Consider the following 20,283-nt stretch of genomic DNA (forward strand, 5'->3'; position numbering starts at 1 on the left):
GATTGGCGATTTTCATCCGGCCAAAATTGGCGATTTTCGCCCGGCCCGGAATGGCGATTTTCGCCCGGCGCTAACACATAATCACTCTTTGCCAATGGCTACGTAATAATACGTCTTTCCACTTTCGTTTTGCTGGTCTCCGGCATCATAGCTGGAACTATTCGACACTGCCCAAGTGACGGTATTCCCATCAAATTTATATCTTGTTCCCTGGATCGGTAAGTAGGAAAAAAGTACTGTGTCGTTTCCTCGTATTTCACCATATCCTGATTTTGTTGTGATGCTTAAAATAGCGGGCGAAAAATCGAACGATTATGCTAGAGCTATCCAAAAGTATATAGCTTCCTTCTCGTTACACTGACAATTCACGCCATAGCTAGAATCATTAGAATACCAAGACATGGTTTTCCCAGAAAAAGTCATTCTTGCATTATAGGAATCTGAAATGCCGGTTTGACCTACATAAGCTAAAGATCCCCTAAATCCCAAATAACTACGGCTGTCATTTATGATAATCACACATTTAGGCACGAAATCGAACGAAAAAATGTGGTGCAATGGGCGGGGAAGATGCCCCGCCCACCGGAAGAGCGGGCTTACAGAATCGGGAAAATCCAGCAAAATATGCGGAAAAAGGGTATCTATTCTGCAACAGATTTCAGGAGGCATCCGCCACGTTGCAATTTATCCCGCCTTTTTCTGCACGCCGCAGCCCTCTTGCGTCGCAAAAACGGACCAAAGTGGAGCGGTCTACCTTCAGGGCACGGGCGGTGGCGGCATAGCTGTTGCCGCAGTCCAACAGGCAACGGATCGCATCCTCTTTGCCGCTGAGTTTCGTGTGTTTTCCCAAAGCACCCTTTGGCCTGCCCAAAACAACACCGGCGGCCCGCCGGCGGGCCAGTCCCTCTTTCGTTCTCTGGCTGATGCTCTCCCGCTCCTGATGGGCCACATAACTGAGCAGCTGCAAAACAATATCGGAGATCAGCGTGCCGATCAGATCTTTCCCCTTGCGGGTGTCCAGCAGAGGCATATCTAGGACCACGATGTCCACATCCATCTTTTTTGTGAGGGTCCGCCACTGCTCCAGGATCTCGTCGTAGTTGCGGCCAAGCCGGTCAATACTCTTGATGTACAGCACATCGCCTGGCCGCAGCCGCTCCAGCATCTGCTGATACTGCGGCCGCGCAAAGTCCTTGCCGGATTGTTTGTCAACATAAATGCCGGAGTCTGGGATGCCGAGGGATTGCAGGGCAAATAGCTGTCTGTCCTCGTGCTGCTTATCAGTAGATACGCGGGCATATCCAATTTCCATAGTCAACTTCCTTTTCAAAAATTTTAGTGAATCCCTGGAGGTATCATACATGAAAATCATTCAAAAAGCGCCAAATCCCAGCGGCGCATATCCTGGTATCCAGGAGTCCGACATGAAAAATGTCCAGGAGGGCATGGCACTGTGGCCGGAGGAGCTGGATACTGGGGACTTTTATGAACACAATGGCTTTGTGACCTTGACACTGGGGGAAATCGAGGGGATCTCTGTTGTGACCGGTTATGTGTCCAATATAGAGGCATGGGAGGCGTGGAAGGCGTCTCTGCCTCCTCCGGAACCTGAACCGGAGCCGGAGGAGGCCGTCACCTGGGCCGCCCTGGACGCAGCTTATCGGGAGGGAGTGAGCACTGCTTATGACAGCTAAGGACAACGTATTGAGCCGGGAGCGGCAGCGAGGCCGGGCGGCCGCCCTGGACCTTGCAAGGCGCGCCCCGGAGTTGGACGGAACCGCCATCATTGCCGAGGAGGACCATATCCCGCCCTGGCGGGAGGACGCTGTGTATACCGCGGACATGCTGGGATGGCCCGTCCGGGACGGGGGACAGGTGTACACCATCCTCCAGGCCCACACCCCGGCCCACAATCCCGGCTCCCGACCGGCAGACCTGCCCGCCATCTACTCCATCAAGCACACCCAGGACCCCAGACGGGCCAAGCCCTATCTGCTGCCCAACGGCACCAGCGGCATGTACATGCAGGGAGACTGCGCTGTGGACGGCGGCCATGTGTGGCGCTCCGGCATCGACAACAACATCTGGCGGCCCAGCGAGTACCCCGCGGGGTGGGAGGACCTGGGGACCGTGGAGGAAATTCAAAACACATAAAAAGGAGAAACGAATATGAAGAACAACATCCATGAGATCATCTCGAAGTACACCGCAGGCGAGACCACTCTGGAGGAAGCCAACGCCGCGCTGGCCGGTTCCGGCATCCATCTGGACCCAGAGAAAAACACCCTGACCGAGGCGGAAAAGCGGGGCACCACTGTCGGCTGTTACCCGGACCAGGCCAACGGCTTCGGCCTGCTGGATTCCGGCACCGGCACCCTGGACAAGGTGGCGGTCCAGGACGGCTGTCTGACGGACTGCGACATGGGAGAGAGCTTCGCCCTGGTACATATCGCGGGCCGTGTGTACGAGGTGAAGGGCAGGGAGCTGGTGGACCATGCCTGACCATCTGGCCGTTACCGTGCCGCTGTCCAGGGTCCGGGAGATCCGGATCCACCTGAACAGCCCGCGGAGGTCCCTGGCAGCCGTCAAAAAGGCCACCGGGGCGGACTACATCCTAAACGGCACCCTCTACAACATGCGGACTGGGGCGGTGAACTGCCACCTGAAGGCGGACGGGCGGGTGATCGCCCGCCCCGCCTATACCGTGCAGGGGTACGCATGGGACCGGGGAGCGGATATCGCCATGAGGGCGCTGCCTGCGGAGACGGAGAACTATATCGCCTGTACGCCGCTGATCGTGGGCGGGAAGAAGCTGGACAAGCTGACCTATGACCCCGGCCAGGGCGGGAGACGGGGGCGCTCCGCCATCAGCCTGAAAGGGGACAGGATCGCCCTGTACTGCACCAGGGACGGCGGGACCATGGCCCGGACGCCGGAGCGGCTGCGGGACGATCTGGCGGCGGCAGGGTGGGACAGCGCCGTGATGCTGGACGGCGGTGGAAGTTCCCAATGCGATTTTGACGGAAAACGGATCACCAGCGCCCGGAAGGTACAGCACCTGATCCTGGTGTATCTGAAGAAAGAGGACGGCCTGGAGCCGGAAGGAGAGAAGCCCATGGTTGAAATCAATGCATATTCCAAGAAGAAGGACGGCGGAAGAAAGCTGTCCGGCAATTTTACGGTGAAGGAGTTCGCCTGCAAGGACGGCAGCGACGCCGTGCTGGTGGCGCCCCGGCTGGTGATGGTGCTCCAGAGCATCCGGAGCCATTTCGGGAAGGCCGTCACGGTGAACAGCGGATACCGGACGCCGCAGTACAACGAAAAAGTGGGCGGCGCGGCCCAGAGCCAGCACTGCTATGGCACGGCGGCGGATATCTCCGTCAAGGGCGTCAGCGTAGCAGCGGTGGCCGCCTATGCCCGGGAGATCATGCCGGACTGGGGCGGAGTTGGTTTATACAGCACATTCACGCATATCGACGTGCGTGAGGAAAAAGCGGACTGGAAAGGATGATGGAAATGGTGGATCTGGAGAACAAAGTAAATGCCTGGAAAGCGGCGGTCTCCGCTGTGTTGGCGGCCATGACGGCCCTGTGGGGCTGGTTTGGCTGGATGGTGCTGGCCTGGGTGGCCTGCATGGCGATCGACTATATCACCGGGTACAGCGCGGCGGCCAAGAACGGGGAATGGTCCTCGGCGGTGGCCCGGGAGGGCCTGTGGCACAAGGCGGGATGTATTTTCGCCGTACTGGCGGCCGGGATCCTGGACGCTGTGATGGGATACCTGCTGTCGCATATCCAGGGGCTGAAACTGCCCTTTACATACACCGTACTGGTCTGTCCGTTGGTGGTGGCCTGGTATATTCTGATGGAGCTGGGCAGCATTTTGGAAAATGTGGGCGAGATGGGCGCTCCGCTGCCGGAATTTTTAAAAAAGATGATCCTGGTGCTGAAGGGGACCGTGGAGACCACAGGAGACGCGCTGTCTCCGGATCAGAAAGAATAAGGGGGAGGCGCCATGGCCGGGTATTACAATCCAAACAAAGATTACTCCAAGGAGCTTCAGCGGACAGACCTGTCCTCCTCGGAGCGGCGGCAGCTGGAGCAGGAGCGGCAGAATAAGATCAACGACAAGTACGGAGGCAAGGAGCCGACCATGACCGGCTCCGATAAGACATTCAGTTCCGTGTACAGCGGATCGTCCGGAAGCTCCAAGCCTGCTAAGTCCTCCGGCGGCAGCTATGACCGGGATGTGGACGATGCGGTGAAGTCCACTTGGAGCAGCGTCTATTCCGGCGCCTCCAAACCCGCCGGCACCGGCGTGGATTACCACCAGCAGGCCATTGACGCGGCGGCCCGCGGGGACTGGGGCAGTGTGGCGGCCGCCCTGAACCAGCGGCAGCAGAAGATCAACGCCCAGGGCGGCAACGACCGGGGAACCAGCAACAGTCAGATCTTCCAGCAGCTCAGGGCCCAGTACGGCAGCAGCTTTGACGCCCTGTCCGACCGGGACAAGGACACCGTGCGGCTGTATGCGGGAGAGCGTTTGCAGTATCCTGACGGCACGGACGCCGTGCATCTGGGCAAGGGCTGGGAGGACGGCGTGGATTATTTGGCGCAGGCGCAGCAGCTGGCGGCCCAGGGGGACTTGATGGCCGCCTACGACGCCTTGCAGCGGCGGGGCTATAAGATGTTCGATACCGGCTCCGCCGGAGGCGGCACCACCCAGGCCCAGGCCTACGCGGATATCCAAAAGGCGTGGATGAACTCTTCCGGCGCCCGGCAGACGTGGCAGAACGAGCGGACAGAGAACCAGCGGCGGCTTGCCGCCCTGGGGCTCACCAGCGCCTCTGTGAACCCCAGCAACGCGGGGAAAACGCTGTTGAAACGGACGGCGGACGGGAAAACCACCTATTGGGTGAGCTATGACGAAAACGGCGTGCCTGTGATCGCCTCTCCGGCGAGCCAGGACGTGACAAAGGCGGGGCGGTCCCCCGGCTACTCGCCGGAGGAGATCGCGGCCATGGCCCGGTATTACGGTGCGGACGCCTATGATCCCAACATGTACATGGCTCTGCACAACATGGCGGTGGACCGCACCGGCGTGGGGCGGAAATACGATGCCACAGGCACCTTGCTGCTGGATGAGGCGGATTTTGCGCCTGCTGGGCTTGGGGTGGATGCCAGCGGTCTGGCAGGCTCTATGAACGCGGCGCTGGGCGGGTCCGCAAATCCCATGAATCCGTATCTGTATCTGGATCAGCAGATCACAGCCACCGGCGGACAGGGGGCAGGGGGCCAGTTTCCGCAGAGCGGAGCGGGCCTGGGCACCGATATCATGTCCTTTGAGGATTTTCTGGAGAGGACCGGATACGACCAGTACTCCGAACAGACCAGAGCGGCCATTGCGGCGGCGGTCCAGAATGCCGTCAGAGGGTATCGGGATCAGATCGACACCACCAATGACGACACAGAGGAGCTGGCCCGGCAGGCCTATATCGCCAAGATGCTGGGACAGAAGAATTTGGACCAGCAGCTGAGTGCCAGCGGCTATGCCGGCGGCATGGCGGACAGTCAGCGGATCGCGACAGAGACCAACTATGAGAATCAGCTGACGGAGATCGAGAAACAGCGTCTGGCCACCGTCAGGGAGCTGGAGAGCGCCATCACCAACGCCCAGCTGACAGGGGACATGCAGACCGCCCAGGAGCTTGCGGGCTACTTACAGACCATTCAGGGACAGTGGATGGGATATGTGCAGAACCAGCAGCAGATGGCGAATGACAACTACTGGAGACAGGTGAGTTTGGACAACGAGAATTACTGGAACCAGCAGAGTCTAAACGCACAGAATGCGGAGAGCGCATACAGTAAGGCCTTGACCATGCTGAAAGCCGGATTCATGCCCAATGACGAGACCCTAGCCGCGGCAGGGATCAACCGGTCGGAGGCGCAGACCTTCCTGCTTCAGCAGCAGACACAGGGAGTACCGGCGGCAAAGTCTGCCGGAACTTCGGCAGGCACTCCGCGAAAGACATCGAGCGGGCAATCCGGCACATCGGGAGGAGCGCCTTCCGGTGGAGCGAGCACTATCGAATTGGCGGCGGCTACAACGCCTGGTGTCCCGACGTTCTCGCAGTTGAAGCAGACCGTAAGCGGATTGGTACAGACGAACAAGATCAGCAATGTGCTGCCTTATCTGGACCAATATTGGGGAGCCATGAGTTCCGGGCAAAAACAGGAGATCCAGGCAGTGCTTGCTAAGGCCGGGGTACAGTACACACCTTCCTGATAGGAGGATATCATGGGAACATTGAAAAAAATCGCTACCAATAATAAGGAGCCGGAGACGCAGAGTGCGTCTCCGGCTTCCAAGCAGTCCGGCAAATTGGTATCCATTGGGGATAACACCGGAAAGAAGATCACAGAGGCATGGAGGATGGCGACCCCATCCCAAACGCAGATCCCCGCCAAAAGTACACAGAAGGGGAGCCTGACGCCCTCCACGGACAGTTGGAGGAGCAAGAAGGTCCAGGCGGTGACAGGCGGAAGCCGGGGCGGCAGGACCGTTACAAGAGAGGTAGAGGTGCCGACGCTGGCGGGCCGGGCGGCGGACGTGGTGTCCGGTTCTGCAAAGCAGTGGGGGGCCGGGTTCGTGAACACCGGCGGCATGGCCCTGCGGGGCGCCTCCGCCCTGAACGACATGGCGAGCCAGGACCGGCAGAAGATCCAGGCGGCCCTGGATAACATCAAGCGGTATGAGGCCCAGCTCTCCACCGCCAAAACGGAGGCGGAGCGGCAGCGCCTGCGGATGCTGATCCAGCGGAACCGAAATGCGGCAGGACTGTCCCAGGAAAATATGGATGATCAGACCCGCTATACCGACAAAGGCGCGGAACAGCTGGAGCAGACGGCGGACCGGCTGTCCGAGTCCGGCGCGGCGGATATTCTGGACGCCAAGAAGGGCTTGGGAAAGACCGGCGGGGTTCTGGTGGATATCGGCGCAGCGGGCCTGCAAATGGGCGCGGACATCGGCGCCGGCCTGTTGACCGGCGGGGGCGCCCTGGTGCCCATGGCGGTGCGGAGCTTCGGCGGCGCGGCCCAGGAGGCCCGGCAGGAGGGCGCCACGCTGGGACAGCAGCTGGCCTATGGACTGGGGAGCGCGGCAGTCTCTGTGGCAACAGAAAAGCTCTCCAACGTGGTGGCGCCCTTTGCCAAGGCATTTGGAAAGGGCATCGGGGACGACATCGTGGAGGCCGCCATCGGCAAGGCCGTGGACCGCTTTGCTAAGACAGCGGCGGGAAAGACCGCCCTGGAGGGCTTTTTAAAGACCGGAGCGGGCTTTGTCAGCGAGGGTGCGGAGGAGTTCCTGGAGGATGTGGCAAACCCCATCCTGAAGCGGATGACCTATGACCCCAGCGCACAATTTGACCTGGAGGAGGCCGTGTATGACTTCCTGATCGGCGGCGCACTGGGCGGACTGGGCGGCGCTGTGGAGAGCGTGGCAGGCGCCAAGAGCAGATATCAGGGATACCGGACCCAGGTGCAGAACACGGCCATCGATCAGGCATATGACACCATGAGGGAGCAGGGCATGTTCTCCCAGGAGGCCCGGCAGGCGGTGCGGGACGCACAGAACATCATGCCCCAGTTAGACCCCGGCGGACATATCGCCTGGGGGCGGATGATGGAGGACGTAGCGCCTGAAAAGCGTGAGGCCTTTACACAGGCAAGAGAGATCGCAGGCAGGTTCGGCGCTGATCTCACAGTGGATAAGCTGACCAACGGTGCGGCGGGGGAGTACCGAAACAATATCATCACCATCGATCCGACAGCGGAGAATCCCGTGCGGCAGGTGCTGGTCCATGAGCTGACCCACCACATGGAGACCAGCGGCCTGTACAGTCAATTCTCCCAGCGGGTGCTTGGCTTCCTGGCAGAGGATATGGGGGTGGACGTGGACGCGCTGCGGGGCGATGTGCAGCGGATCTATCAGGACAACGGCGTGGAGCTGGACGAGGACGGCGCCAGCCGGGAGATGGTGGCCAAGTTCGCGGAGGACTATCTATTTCAAGATGAACGGAGCATCCAGCGGCTTTTGCAGACGGACCGCAATCTGTTCCAAAGAATCTATGACTGGCTGCGGGACGCTGTTGCCAAAGTACGGGGAACCAGCGAGGAGCGTTTCCTGATCGACGCCCAGCGGCTGTATGAGAAGGCACTGCGGAGCGCGGGAGAGCAGGCCGGAGCCAGAGCGGCACAGAATACCTTTGCGGGGGTCAATGCCCGGACTGCGGACCTGAGAGCCTTGCAGACGGCCCAGGAGATGGAGCGGCAGGGAACGGACACCGACACTATTCATCGTGAAACGGGCTGGTACCGGGGCATGGACGGAAAATGGCGCTGGGAGATCGACGACAGCGGGATGCGCTATGAACGGTCGAATGTGTCGAGAGCGTCCAGGCTGGGGGATTATATCCAGCATGAGGAACTGTTCGGCGCTTATCCGGAGCTGAAGAATGTGCGAGTGCGGTTTGCAGACCTTAAAGCAGGAGAACATGGCTCCTTTGATCGGTCTACCAATACCATTACCTTGAATCAGTTACTGAAAAGCGCTCCGGATGACACATTGATTCATGAGGTGCAGCACGCCATTCAGCAGGCAGAAGGATTCACCGGTGGGGCCAGCCCTGGATACTGGGAAATCATGACCCAGAGTGCAGATGACTGGGTTGATACGCGAGTATTGCAGCACAGAAAAGAAAAAATTGTTCAGCGTATGAGCGAGTTAGGTGACTCTGTTGGATTAGAGGCATATATTGATGCGCTGCTTGCTCGGGAAATGAGTGGAGAGATCACCAGTGAACAGGCGGATCTGCTGGAAAAGGAATTTATCCAGAAAAATATCCCAGAGTATGCAAGGCTCCAGGAGGAACTGTATGGAGATATTTATCAGAACCTCAAAAAAATAAGTGCCAGAAAGCCGGACGCGGAGTCGTTGTACCGCAACACCGCCGGAGAGATCGAGGCCAGGGACGCGGCGGCCCGGCGGGGGCTGACAGCGGAGGAGCGGACCTTGAAAATGCCCCAGCTGGGGGACGAGAACACAGTGTTTGCGGATGGTGTTGGGACCACACTTTATATGGATACCGATGCGGATGTTCAGCAGGGACCGACCAGGCCCTATTATGATCCTGAGACTGGGGATATCATGCTCAGGGATGGGGAGGGCCAGTGGAAGCCCCGCTTCAGCTTCATTCGTGAAGAGGCCGCAAGATCCGTTCAGATAATGGGAGACCGGTCTCCGTTTTCAAACGGGTTCGATACACGGATCGTAGAGGATCAGACACCGTTACAGGCTGTTCGGGTACAACCGGGAGATATCATCTATCCGACATTAGGCGGGCGGTGGGCAGTCACCGCGGAGATGGACCAGGCAAGGCGCGCAGTGAATGACCTGGAGACAGGATCGGTGACCAACAATTGGACTGGCCTGAATATCCAAATGGGAAAGGATTTCTTTTCTGAGAGTGCTACAAATTCTGCTAAACAGCGGAATCCCGACTCTCTGCGCACACTGGGCGCCGCCCGTGAATTGATGGAACAAGCCTGCCTGATCGGCGCTGTGGATACAAAAATCGACAGCGGTAGCAATCTGAAAAAGAAAAACAACCCGCACAGGTTGTTTCAGTACATATTCGCAGCGCCTTATGAGATGGACGGACCCAAAATTGCAGTGCTGCGGGTGGATGTGCTGGAAAATCAGGGGGATGCCATCCACCGGGCATACAATCTTCGCAGCATCGAATATAAAAACACCCCGCTTAGCTGGGTGAGGGAAGAAAACTTCCACGCCGGTTTTCAAGACCGGGCCACAGCAAGCGAGGCTTATACAGTTAGTATAGCAGACCTTGCGAAAAATATCAAGGAAGAATATGTTGGAAACCACGTAAATATTTCTCCGGATACTGGGGCCGGTCAGTTCTCTATGGGGCCGTCCCTGCGGGAGCTGGTGCAGAATCAGAGAGACGGGACGCAGTTCGGCAGTGATGGACAGATTGGCATTGCCGGATTTGACCAGGGGAAGCGTGCAGACTGGACCCAGGAGGAGCTTCAGGCGGACCAGCTGGCAAAAGAGGCACAAGAGAGACCTGCGGGGACATCCTCGGCCCTTGAAAAGGTGGGCGTGACAGATATTGCCGGGGATATGGCGGATTATCGCGGGACGGACTTTCTGCGGGGAGCGGACCAGGCCAAAAAGGAGACCGCCAGAGCCAGACGGCAGGCGGAGGCACGCCTCCAGCCGAGCCGGGGCGAAAGACAATTTGCAAAGGGGATCGCCAACGGAGATTATACCGCCGAGGACATTCCGGCGTCTATGAGCCGAGCCACGGTGACGGAACTGGCAGACTATTATATAGCTGAAAACAGCTATAAAGGCACGGACGGCGTGCAGGAGCGGGGTCAGGAGATCCGCCGAAAGACGGAGCGTCTGGCAGAAAAGTATTTTAAGGACGACGCCAAGTATCAGCCGATCCACATGCTGGTGATGAATGAGCGGACTCCGGAGCGGGTTATGCGAAGTATCTTTGGGGACCTCCAGGGCGAAAAGATCAATGAGGCGTATATTTACCCCGTACAGCAGAATGAGGCGTCAAAAGCGCGCTTCATCCAACGGCAGTTGAATGAGGTACGGACCTTTGAGGATAGCCAGGGACAGCGCAGCGGCCTGACAAAGGAGGAACGGGCCATCGTGCAGCAAATGCTGGAGGACCGCTTTGTCGGGGAGACCATTGCCTCTATGGAGATGGCCGAGGGCATACGGAATGCGGCGGAGAACATCCGGCATGGAGAGGACCCTGTGGACGCTGCCAGGGAGTTCAGCCTGGATGCTGAGGAGCGGGGACTTGCCCAGCAGTTTGCCAGATGGACAGAGAATCAGGAGCTGATGACCTCCGGGGAACTGGACAGCGTGAAGATCAACAATGCTGTCCAGAAATTCGCGGAACAGTATGATCTATTCTATGACGCTGTGAATGACTTCCTGACGGCCCATGGCTATGGGACCATAGGTTTTATCAAGGGATATGCGCCACACATGCAGGGGGCGGATACACAAAACAAGCTGCTGTCCGCCCTGCGGGCCATGGGAGTTAATGCAGACGCCTCCAGCCTGCCCACCTCCATCTCCGGCCTGACGGCGGATTACAAGCCGGGGAAGCGGTGGAATCCCTTCTTCCAGTCCCGCACAGGGAACAAGACGGATTATGACGTGTCCAAGGGATATGAATCCTATGTCAGCTACCTGGGCGATATCTTCTATCATACGGACGATATTGCCCGCCTGCGGGGTGTGTCCCGGTACCTGCGGAAAACCTTTGGACCGGAGGAGATCAGCCACGCCATCGACCATGCGGAGAGTCTGCGGTATGCGGATCTGAACACCCAGACGGAGGTGCTGCGGGACGCCGGGAAGATCTCCGAGGGGACGAAGCTGACCTATCAGGATGCCAGGACCATGATGGACCAGTATATCAACGAGTTGTACGACAATGTGACGAAGACCACGAAATACGGCGAACTTGTGAAGTACATCGACAACTACGCAAATCTTCTTGCCGGAAAACAGAGCATGGCGGACCGCGGCATGGAATATATGGCAGGCCGCACCAGTCTAAACGCCGGCAATAAGCTGGTGGCCGCCTTTGGACGCGCCCAGGTGGCGGGAAACATGTCCTCTGTGTTGAACCAGAGTGCGCAGCTGGCCCAGATTTTGGCGGAAGTGGATGGGAAATATGTTGCACAGGCAGCGGCAGACTTGGCGAAGAGCACCAGCGGCAAGATCTGGAATATCAAGAAAACGGCGCTGTTCGACCAGAGCGACCTTCTGACAGGAAAGAAGGGCATCGACTATCTGACTGCGGATGACAGCAGGTTCGATAGTGTTGTGACCGCTATGTTCAAGCCGGCGGACATCATGGACGGCCTGGTATCGGCCTTGGCGGTCCAGAGCAAATACAATCAGCTGGTGGCCGAAGGGAAGCCCTCGGAGGCGGCCATGCTGGAAGCGGACCGCTGGGCCACGCAGATCATGGGTTCCAGGATGAAGGGAAGCAGGCCGCTGGCTTTCGAGAGCAAGAGCGTGGTCAATCAGATGCTGCATATGTTCCAGGTGGAGGCGCTGAACAGCTGGGAGCATATTACCCAGGACTTGCCTGCAAAGTATCAGACCATAGCTAAGGAGCATGGCAAGAAGGCTGGCGCCAGGGCGGTGGCCGCCGTGGTCACCAAGGGACTGCTGTCCGCCTTTCTGCTGAACCGGATCACCGAGGGGATCTATGGCGGTACCCCGGCCCCCTTTGATCTGCTGGGGTATCTTGCGAATTTCGTCGCTTCCGGCATGGGAATGAGCACCAATGCAATGCTGAAAGGCGTTTTGAAGCCAGTCATAAACACTGCGTGGGAGAAGATGTTTGGCAGTACCCTGTTTGACGATGATGATGACGAGGAGGACAAGCCGTTCGACTGGAAGAGCGCCGGGGGAGACCTGCTGTATAATATCAGCAATGATGTTCCCTTTGTGCGGAATGCGGCGGGGCTGTTGGGGCTGGGTGACCAGACAATGCCGTTTACCAACATGGCGGAGGCTGTTCAGGGAATCGGAAGAGCGGTTGCGGCGGAAGATCCTTCTGCCGGAGAGATCGGCGGCGCTGTGCTGGATCTCGGCAAGACACTGGTCCCTGGTGGGAGGCAGCTCCAGAAAACGACACAAGGCATTCAGACCATGTTAGACGGCGGCCGGAACTATGGATATGGTGACAAAAGGCGGCTTCAATATCCTGTGGAACAGAGACCGGATAAGTGGCTGCAAGCGGTATTGTTCGGTAATTCCGGCTTGTCGGAGACTCGGGACTTTTATGCATCCGGAGAAAGCGGTCTATCGGCCAAGCAATCTGATCTGGTGGAACTGATGGTGAATGAGGGCGCAGATCGCGCAACGGTTTATCAGGCGGTTCAGAATGTCAGAAAAGGGGAGGACACCCGTGAAAAGCTGGAACTGCTGGAGAATGAGAAGAATCTGACCGATAGACAATGCTGGCAGATGTACACAAAACTGATTGCAAGCAAAGGTGCTAAGAAGCCGTCACAATTTCGGAAGATGATGATGGATGGCATGTCTTGGCAGCAGATCTCGGACGCTTATCAGGAATACCTTGCACTGGATGATGTGGAAGATATGGGAGCATCGGAAAAGGCAACTCAATTTGAAGTGTATCTTGACCAAAGTGGGATGACCGAAAAACAGAAAGGAATGATCAAAGATGCCCTGAAATTTTACAGTCAGATTCCGGCTGAGGCGGACCGGTATACGGACCTCACCGACGCAGGGTTATCTTCTACTCATGCGGCAAGCCTCGCAAAGACAATCGGAAGTTTAAAACCACAAGCAGGGCAATCCAGTGTGAGCAATATACAACGGTACAAGGCTGTTGTGACTTCTGCGATTTCTGCATCTGAACAGATGAAGGCTCTGGAGAGCATGATGGACGAAACCGAATATGAGAAGCTGGAAGCAGTCTATAATGCCGGACTGACACCCAAACAGTATGTGGATTTCCGTGAAGCGACACAGGACATGACTGCTGACAAAGATGCCAATGGAAAGACAATCTCTGGAAGCAAAAAGGAGAAAGTCCTCACGGCCATTGACGCTATGCCGGTATCTAACGAACAGAAAACGGCGCTGTACTATGCGGAAGGATATAAGGAAAGCACGCTGGATGATGCGCCGTGGCATGGGAAAAACGATGATATCATGCCAAAACTGGGGGGCTCCTTGCTCCCAGTTGCAAGCGGTGGTGGCAGGACTGGCCATGGCCGACTGGTTGATATTGACGATATTATGCCGAAGCTGGTAAAATAAAAAAAGAATCCCCGCTGAAACCAGTGGGGATTCTTCATATATATTTTCGTGGGTCTAATTCCTCGGTGCCGATATCGGTCAGCAGGCCCTTCAGCTCCGCGTAGGGCATGGAGTACCGCTGGCTCAAATAGCGCAGGGACGCGCCCAGCTCGCCGTCCGGCCCGCCGTACTGGCTGATGATCACCGCCGCCAGCTTGGGGTTGCTGTTCTTGATTTTGATGGGGTATTGCAGCTTTTTCTCATAGACAAACATCAGTCATTCCCTCCTAAATCCCAGGGCCAGGGGTCCTTCAGCCAGGCGTAGCCGTCCTCCGGGGTCAGGTCGGTCTGGAGCAGGGGACCGTACATCTTCTGATATTTCTCGCGGCCCTCCTTCGCCATTTTGATATAGGACCAGTACAATTGCAGGACCTCCTGGTCCTGGGCATGGGTGGTCAGATACAGGCCCAGCTCGTCAATGGCAAAATCCAGGGCCATCAGCTCCACCAGGGCGGTGTTGGCCATCTTGGTCTTGGCCTGGATCGCCGCCTTGAAGGGCAGGTTCAGGCCGGGGAAGAGGGTGCCGGTCTCCAGCGCCTCCATCCGGCTGTACCGGACCGGGTTGGAGTCCTGCATGGGGATATAGGGAAATGCCAGCGGCGCGCAGTTTCCAGGCAGGGAGCCTTGATCGACGCCGCAGGGTTTGGATACAGTTTGCTCGGGTTTCTCCATGAAAGGGGTCCTCCTTTGGAAAGGATGGCGCACGGCGCACCATGCGCTGGTCCATTCTATGCGCCGGGCGCTGGATGGGAGCCTGCCCTTGATTTCAGCGGCCGGAACCGCTATAATTGGGAATATGGGATAAGCAGGCGGACATACGCTCCATAGGGGTGTTTGTCTGATGTTGATCTTGATCCGAAAGCGTACGATTTGGGGAAGCGCATTATTCTGCGGCTTTCTGCTGTGTCTGGGCGGTATCCTGTGGACGGGACACGCCGCGCCGCAGGCGCCCGTCTTTGCCGCCCGGGAGGGCGTTCCGGTGACGGTGGTCATCGATCCCGGCCACGGCGGGGAGGACGGCGGGGCGGTGTCCCCGGGCGGCGTGGAGGAGAGCCAGCTCAACCTGGCGGTCTCCCTGCGCCTCAACGACCTGCTGCGACTTGCGGGGCAGCGGACCGTCATGACCCGCACGGAGGATGTGACCATCTGCGACGAGGGCCTCGCCACCATCCGCCAGCGGAAGGCCTCCGACCTGAAAAACCGGGTGGCCCTGGTGAATGGAACGGAAAACGCCGTGCTGCTGAGCATCCATCAAAACAGTCTGCCGTCCTCTCCCGTGACCCACGGCGCCCAGGTGTTCTGGAACCGGCAGGAGGGGGGAGAGGCGCTGGCAAAGACCGTGCAGGATTCCCTGAACACGGCCGTCAACGCGGGAAATGAGAAGCACGCCAAGCAGATCCCGCCCACTATCTATCTGATGAAAAACGTCACGGCCCCCGGCGTCATCGTGGAGTGCGGTTTTCTCTCCAACGCGGAGGAGACCGGACGTTTGCAGGAGCCGCCGTATCAACTGAAGCTGGCCGCCGCCATTGCCGCCGGGTATCTGCGCTGCGCCGCCGGAGAGGAAGTACCATCATGAAGCAAAAGACCATGTTTTACTGCACAGAGTGCGGCAACGAGACGCTGAAATGGGCGGGGAAGTGCCCCGCCTGCGGCGCCTGGAATACCATCGTGGAGCAGCCGGAGCTGCCGAAAGCCGTTCAAAAGAGCGGCGGCAGGGCCGTCCGCTCCGCCATGCCCGTTCGGAAGGCCTGCCCGGTGACAGACCTGAAGGCCGACGAGGAGATCCGGTTTCCCACCGGCATGGGGGAGCTGGACCGGGTGCTGGGCGGCGGCGCGGTGAAAGGCTCCCTGGTGCTGGTGGGCGGCGCCCCCGGCATCGGAAAATCCACCCTGATGCTGCAAATTTGCAGCAAATTATGCGAATTCTCCAAGGTTTTGTATGTATCCGGCGAGGAGTCCGAACACCAGCTGAAATTGCGGGCCAAACGTTTACGTGTGGAGAGCAGCAGCTTATATGTCATCTCCGAGACCAGTTTGGGCGACGTGCTGGAGTCCGTGGCGGCGGAGCAGCCGGATATCCTGATCGTGGACTCCATCCAGACCCTGTACAACGACGCGCTGGACTCTCCGGCGGGCAGCGTCAGCCAGGTGAAGGACTGTACCATGGCCCTGATGCAGCTGGCAAAAGGGCAGGGGGGGATCACCGTCTTTGTCATCGGCCACGTCAACAAGGAGGGCTCCATCGCAGGCCCCAAGGTGCTGGAGCACATGGTGGACTGCGTGCTGTATTTCGAGGGCGACCAGCACACGTCCTACCGCATCCTGCGGGCGGCGAAAAACCGCTTTGGCGCCACCAATGAGATTGGCGTGTTCGAGATGCGGGACGCGGGCCTGGAAGAGGTGGAAAATCCCTCGGAGATGCTGCTCTCCGGCCGTCCGGACGACGCGCCGGGCACCTGCGTCACCTGTGTGATGGAGGGGGTGCGCCCGGTGCTGGCGGAGATCCAGGCGCTGGTGGTCACGTCTGCAGGCGGAAATCCCCGTCGGACAAGCAACGGCTTTGATTACAACCGCGCGGCCATGCTTCTGGCAGTCCTGGAAAAACGGGGCGGCCTGAAGGTGTCCGCCTGTGACGCATACATCAACATCATCGGCGGTCTGTGGCTGGACGAGCCCGCCGCGGACCTGGCGGCGGTGGTGGCGCTGGCGTCCAGCTATCTGGACCGCCCGGTGCCCAGCGACCTGGTGGCCGTCGGGGAGGTGGGCCTGACCGGCGAACTGCGCACCGTCAATCATCTGGCCCAGCGCATCTCCGAGGTCCAGCGGCTGGGCTTTAAAAAGTGTGTGGTCCCGGCCCACCGGGCAGGCAATCTGGGGGATTTTCCCGGCCTGGAACTGATCCCGGCCCGCAATATCGGTGAGGCGATCCGAGCCGCTTTGCGTCCGTCGGAATGAAGTGGATGCAGGCGCCGCCCAAGCTGGGCTGTCCGGCGGCTGCCGCGCTGTCCAGCGTGCAGATGCCGTCGGCTTGATAAATACACTTGCTGGTACATGGAATCAGGCTCATAGCGATCATCCGTTCTGTTATTTGATGTTGGGACTAGTTTGCGCAGACTGTCGGATTTTATGACAGCTTTAGAACACACTATCTTGAGAGAGGAGGTTTTGCGGGCATACTAGAAATTGAACAAAATAAAAATTTTGTTCAATTTAGGGGAGGGCAAAAACCCAATTCCAGCGATTTGAACGCCCTTCATCCAAGGAATTCCTCTGGCGGACGGCTCCCAGCGGATTTTCCCACCAATTTACCCGCAAATGACTTATGGCAGATTATCGCACCGAAGCGCCGCAGATCCTGCGGGATTTTCTTTCTTATCACGAGACCATCAAAGCCCATTCCAGGCGCACCGTTGACGAATACTTTCTGGACCTGCGGAATTTTTTTCGCTATCTGAAACAGACCCGCGATCCGGCCCTCTCAAACAAGGCGCTGGATGAGATCGACATCATGGACGTGGATCTGGAGTTTGTGGCCGGCGTGACTTTGACGGACATCTACGGCTACATGACCTATCTCAGCCGGGACCGCATTCAGCACCAGAACAGCCGCAGCTCCGACTACGGTCTGAACGCCGCGTCACGCGCCAGAAAAATCGCCACCATCCGGTCATTTTACAACTACTTGACCAACAAGATGCACCTACTTCGTGAAAATCCTGTCAAAGATATTGATTCTCCAAAATTGAAGAAAACATTGCCGAAATACCTGACTTTGGACGAAAGTTTGCAGCTTTTGAGCGCTGTTGATGGCAAAAACCAGGAGCGCGACTACTGCATTCTGACGCTGTTCCTTAACTGCGGCCTGCGGATCTCCGAACTGGTGGGCCTGGATCTTAACGATATCCAGGAGGACGCCCTCCGCGTGCTGGGCAAAGGCAACAAGGTCCGCATCATCTACCTGAACGACGCCTGCCAAGATGCCTTGAAACGCTATCTGGCGGTCCGGCGGCCCATCACCGGCCGGGACCAGAATGCCCTCTTCCTCTCTGCCCAAAACGAGCGGATCAGCCGCTCCACGGTCCATGCCATGGTGAAAAAGCGCCTATCGGAAGCCGGGATCGATAGCACCCAGTACTCCTCGCACAAGCTGCGGCACACCGCCGCCACACTGATGCTGCAAAACGGCGTGGACGTGCGGGCCGTCCAGGAGGTCCTGGGCCACGACCACCTGAATACCACGGAGATCTACACCCACATCGACAACGAATCTCTCCGCGTCGCTGCAAAGGCAAATCCCTTGTCAAAGGTCAAGAAATCAAAATAAACAGGCATCTTTATTTATTGGATGAAAAAGCTCCCGGAGCGCTGCACGGCGCTCCGGGAGCTCTTCGCATTTATCGGATGGGAATGGCGATGGGAATGTCGAACACCGTGACATGGTTGAACAGCGGCTCCAGATACGCCGTATCCCCGTGGTAGTTCTCCAGTGGGTATTCGGCGGTAAACACACTGTCGAAATCCACCCGCTCCCCCGTGGCGGGGTCCTCATAGCCGTAGGAGCTGCTCTCCCAGGTGATGTCGTGGGCCTGCCCCGCCTCGTCCCAGAAGGTGTGCTGGAACAGGCCGAACATGGTGTGCTCCCCCTTGATGTCCGCCAAAAAGGATACCACCCATCCCCTGTCGTGCTCCTCCGCCTTCAGGAAACGGATGCCCTCCGGCAGGTTTTCCGCTGTGCCCTTCCGCAGGTCCAAGCGGGTCCGGGGGGCGGTCTTGTCCAGCCACTCCGCCCGGGTGATGTGGAGGGTCAGGCTTTTGCTGCCCTCAAAATAGGGACTGTCCAGCCAGATGATGGAATCGTCGCTGCCGCCGGTCATGCCGGTGGACAGGATGCCGTTGGTGGAGGGTCGGAACTGATGGCCGGTCTCGTCCTCCATATAGAAGTCCAGTCCGGTGAGCCAGGCGTCGTTGTCCGGGTCCGTGTGGATGTTCAGCCGCATGTGGGTGGGATAGACCTCCGCCTCCGTGATGGAGACGGTGCGGCCGTCCAGTTCAAACACGGCGTCCACCGGGAACAGCTCTCCCTTGGCGGTGAAGGTGGGGTCCAGCTCCAGGGGGAAGGTAAACTCCGCCAGATATTCTGGCTCACTGTCCGGAATGTCAAAGGGGTCCGCCTCTTCAACAGGGACCGGCGCCACCGGTTCTTCCTCGCTGTGACCGGCATAGACCTTCAGTTGAAAGTCCAGGGTTTCCGGGATCTCCCGCTCGATAAAGTCGATCCGGGCGCTGCGCAGCTCGCCGTTGGGGGTGCCGAAGGAGCCGCTGCTGGTGCTGCACCCTCCCGGCTCCCCCGGCAGGACGGCGTGACTCTCCGCCTCCAGCTGGGGATACTGCCGGGACTCCAGAGTGTAGTAGACATTGAGCTGCTTCATATCCACAATGACGTATTCAATGGTAGCGGTGATGCTGTTCACAGTCTGGGACTGTCCGACAATGGGCTGGACGTACTCGTTCTCCACAGCGGCGGACAGGGACGGCGACCAGGCCACGGCCTTGGCCAACTCCCGCAGCACCGGCAGATTCCCGCAGGCCCGGGCAAAGGGCGGAAACAGGTTCACCAGCAGCATGAAGCCCAGAAAGCAGGCCGCCAGGCTCCCCGCCGGGATGCCGAAGAGCCGCCGCTTTTTTCGGGAGTCATTTTGCCGGTCCAGCGCCCGCCCCACCGTGTGTTCCAGCGCTTCCGGGGTCTGTTCCAGCTCCGCCAGCAGGGCGGCGTATTCCTGGTTTCGGTTCATAGGCGCTCCTCCTCTCCCAGTTCCAGACGCAGCAGCTGCAGGGCACGCCTCTGCCGTGTGGCGGCGGTGCCCTGGGGGATGTTCAGCGCGGCGGCGGTCTCCGCTTGGGTGTATCCGGCGAAAAACCGCAGGATCACCACCAGCCGCAGGTCCTCCGGCAGGCGGCGGACCGCCTCTCTCAGCGGCAGGGCGTCATAGCTGTCCGGTCCGGCGGTATCCGGCAGGGCCTCTTCCCCTGCCAATCGCTTGCGGCGGCGCAGTTCCCGATGGCACTCGTTGAGCACGATGCGGGTGAGCCAGGTCTCGAAAAAGTCCGGCTCCCGGAGCTTTTTCAGCGCCCGCAGGGCCTGATACACCGCCTCGTCCACCGCCTCCAGGGCATCCGCCTCGCTGCCCAGATACAGATATGCGGTCCGGTACAGCCGCTGCTTGACCGCTTCCGTCCGGGCGGCGAATTCATCCTTGTCCATAGGCGCCCCTCCTCTCCTCATTCTGTTCATTAGAGTTCCCAGCGGTGGATTTTGTTTTC

Annotated in this window: 14 protein-coding genes and 1 pseudogene; 10 read left to right on the plus strand and 5 right to left on the minus strand. The window is 58.7% G+C overall.

Annotated features, from left to right (window positions below; all coding sequences use genetic code 11):
- Window positions 1–658 precede the first annotated feature (658 nt).
- Entirely contained in the window at window positions 659–1,312 is a 654-nt protein-coding gene (locus tag Q0Z71_RS15400; RefSeq protein WP_298024667.1) for a recombinase family protein, read from the minus strand.
- A gap of 49 nt (window positions 1,313–1,361) precedes the next feature.
- Between Q0Z71_RS15400 and Q0Z71_RS15405 the strand changes: the two genes are divergently transcribed.
- From Q0Z71_RS15405 to Q0Z71_RS15435, 7 genes are read left to right on the plus strand one after another with little or no spacing between them, the layout of a single operon-like run.
- Window positions 1,362–1,694 carry a hypothetical protein gene (locus tag Q0Z71_RS15405; protein WP_298024669.1) on the plus strand — a complete coding sequence of 111 codons (333 nt, stop codon included), beginning with the start codon at window positions 1,362–1,364 and terminating at the stop codon, window positions 1,692–1,694.
- Window positions 1,684–2,154 carry a hypothetical protein gene (locus Q0Z71_RS15410; RefSeq protein WP_298024671.1) on the plus strand — a complete coding sequence of 157 codons (471 nt, stop codon included), beginning with the start codon at window positions 1,684–1,686 and terminating at the stop codon, window positions 2,152–2,154. Before Q0Z71_RS15405 ends, Q0Z71_RS15410 begins: the two co-directional genes overlap by 11 nt.
- A 15-nt stretch (window positions 2,155–2,169) precedes the next feature.
- Complete coding sequence (locus tag Q0Z71_RS15415) at window positions 2,170–2,502, plus strand: hypothetical protein (protein WP_298024672.1); 333 nt, start codon at window positions 2,170–2,172, stop codon at window positions 2,500–2,502.
- Window positions 2,495–3,511: a D-Ala-D-Ala carboxypeptidase family metallohydrolase gene (locus Q0Z71_RS15420; protein WP_298024674.1), complete on the plus strand. Its 1,017-nt coding sequence runs from the start codon at window positions 2,495–2,497 to the stop codon at window positions 3,509–3,511. The genes Q0Z71_RS15415 and Q0Z71_RS15420 overlap by 8 nt, the downstream gene beginning before the upstream one ends.
- 5 nt (window positions 3,512–3,516) lie before the next feature.
- Window positions 3,517–4,002, plus strand: a complete 486-nt coding sequence (locus Q0Z71_RS15425; protein WP_298024677.1) for a holin family protein — start codon at window positions 3,517–3,519, stop codon at window positions 4,000–4,002.
- Window positions 4,003–4,014: 12 nt separating this feature from the next.
- On the plus strand, window positions 4,015–6,288 hold the full coding sequence (locus tag Q0Z71_RS15430; protein WP_298024679.1) for a hypothetical protein: 2,274 nt from the start codon (window positions 4,015–4,017) through the stop codon (window positions 6,286–6,288).
- A gap of 12 nt (window positions 6,289–6,300) precedes the next feature.
- A complete protein-coding gene (locus Q0Z71_RS15435) occupies window positions 6,301–13,920 on the plus strand; it encodes an LPD23 domain-containing protein (RefSeq protein WP_298024683.1) in 7,620 nt (2,539 codons plus the stop codon).
- 55 nt (window positions 13,921–13,975) lie between these two features.
- On the opposite strand, the pseudogene Q0Z71_RS15440 reads toward Q0Z71_RS15435, so the two are convergent.
- Both Q0Z71_RS15440 and Q0Z71_RS15445 read right to left on the minus strand, forming a co-directional pair.
- A pseudogene (locus tag Q0Z71_RS15440) lies at window positions 13,976–14,173 on the minus strand (manganese catalase family protein); the annotation flags it as partial.
- Window positions 14,173–14,631, minus strand: a complete 459-nt coding sequence (locus tag Q0Z71_RS15445) for a spore coat protein CotJB (protein WP_298024687.1) — start codon at window positions 14,629–14,631, stop codon at window positions 14,173–14,175. The gene Q0Z71_RS15445 and the pseudogene Q0Z71_RS15440, both read right to left, overlap by 1 nt.
- Window positions 14,632–14,800: 169 nt before the next feature.
- On the opposite strand from Q0Z71_RS15445, the gene Q0Z71_RS15450 reads away from it, so the two are divergent.
- From Q0Z71_RS15450 to Q0Z71_RS15460, 3 genes are all read left to right on the plus strand, one after another.
- Window positions 14,801–15,538, plus strand: coding sequence for an N-acetylmuramoyl-L-alanine amidase (locus Q0Z71_RS15450; RefSeq protein WP_298024691.1), 738 nt, complete (start codon window positions 14,801–14,803; stop codon window positions 15,536–15,538).
- Window positions 15,535–16,917: a DNA repair protein RadA gene (gene radA / locus Q0Z71_RS15455; RefSeq protein ID WP_298024695.1), complete on the plus strand. Its 1,383-nt coding sequence runs from the start codon at window positions 15,535–15,537 to the stop codon at window positions 16,915–16,917. Before Q0Z71_RS15450 ends, radA begins: the two co-directional genes overlap by 4 nt.
- Before the next feature lie 367 nt (window positions 16,918–17,284).
- Complete coding sequence (locus Q0Z71_RS15460; protein WP_298024699.1) at window positions 17,285–18,286, plus strand: tyrosine recombinase XerC; 1,002 nt, start codon at window positions 17,285–17,287, stop codon at window positions 18,284–18,286.
- A 70-nt stretch (window positions 18,287–18,356) separates the two neighbouring features.
- Here Q0Z71_RS15460 and Q0Z71_RS15465 read toward each other — a convergent pair whose 3' ends face one another.
- Window positions 18,357–19,754, minus strand: a complete 1,398-nt coding sequence (locus Q0Z71_RS15465) for a DUF4179 domain-containing protein (protein ID WP_298024703.1) — start codon at window positions 19,752–19,754, stop codon at window positions 18,357–18,359.
- Window positions 19,751–20,224, minus strand: a complete 474-nt coding sequence (locus Q0Z71_RS15470; protein WP_298024706.1) for a sigma-70 family RNA polymerase sigma factor — start codon at window positions 20,222–20,224, stop codon at window positions 19,751–19,753. The genes Q0Z71_RS15465 and Q0Z71_RS15470 overlap by 4 nt, the downstream gene beginning before the upstream one ends.
- Between the last annotated feature and the right edge of the window lie 59 nt (window positions 20,225–20,283).

The organism is uncultured Dysosmobacter sp. (assembly GCF_947631635.1).
Classification (GTDB): Bacteria; Bacillota; Clostridia; order Oscillospirales; family Oscillospiraceae; genus Oscillibacter.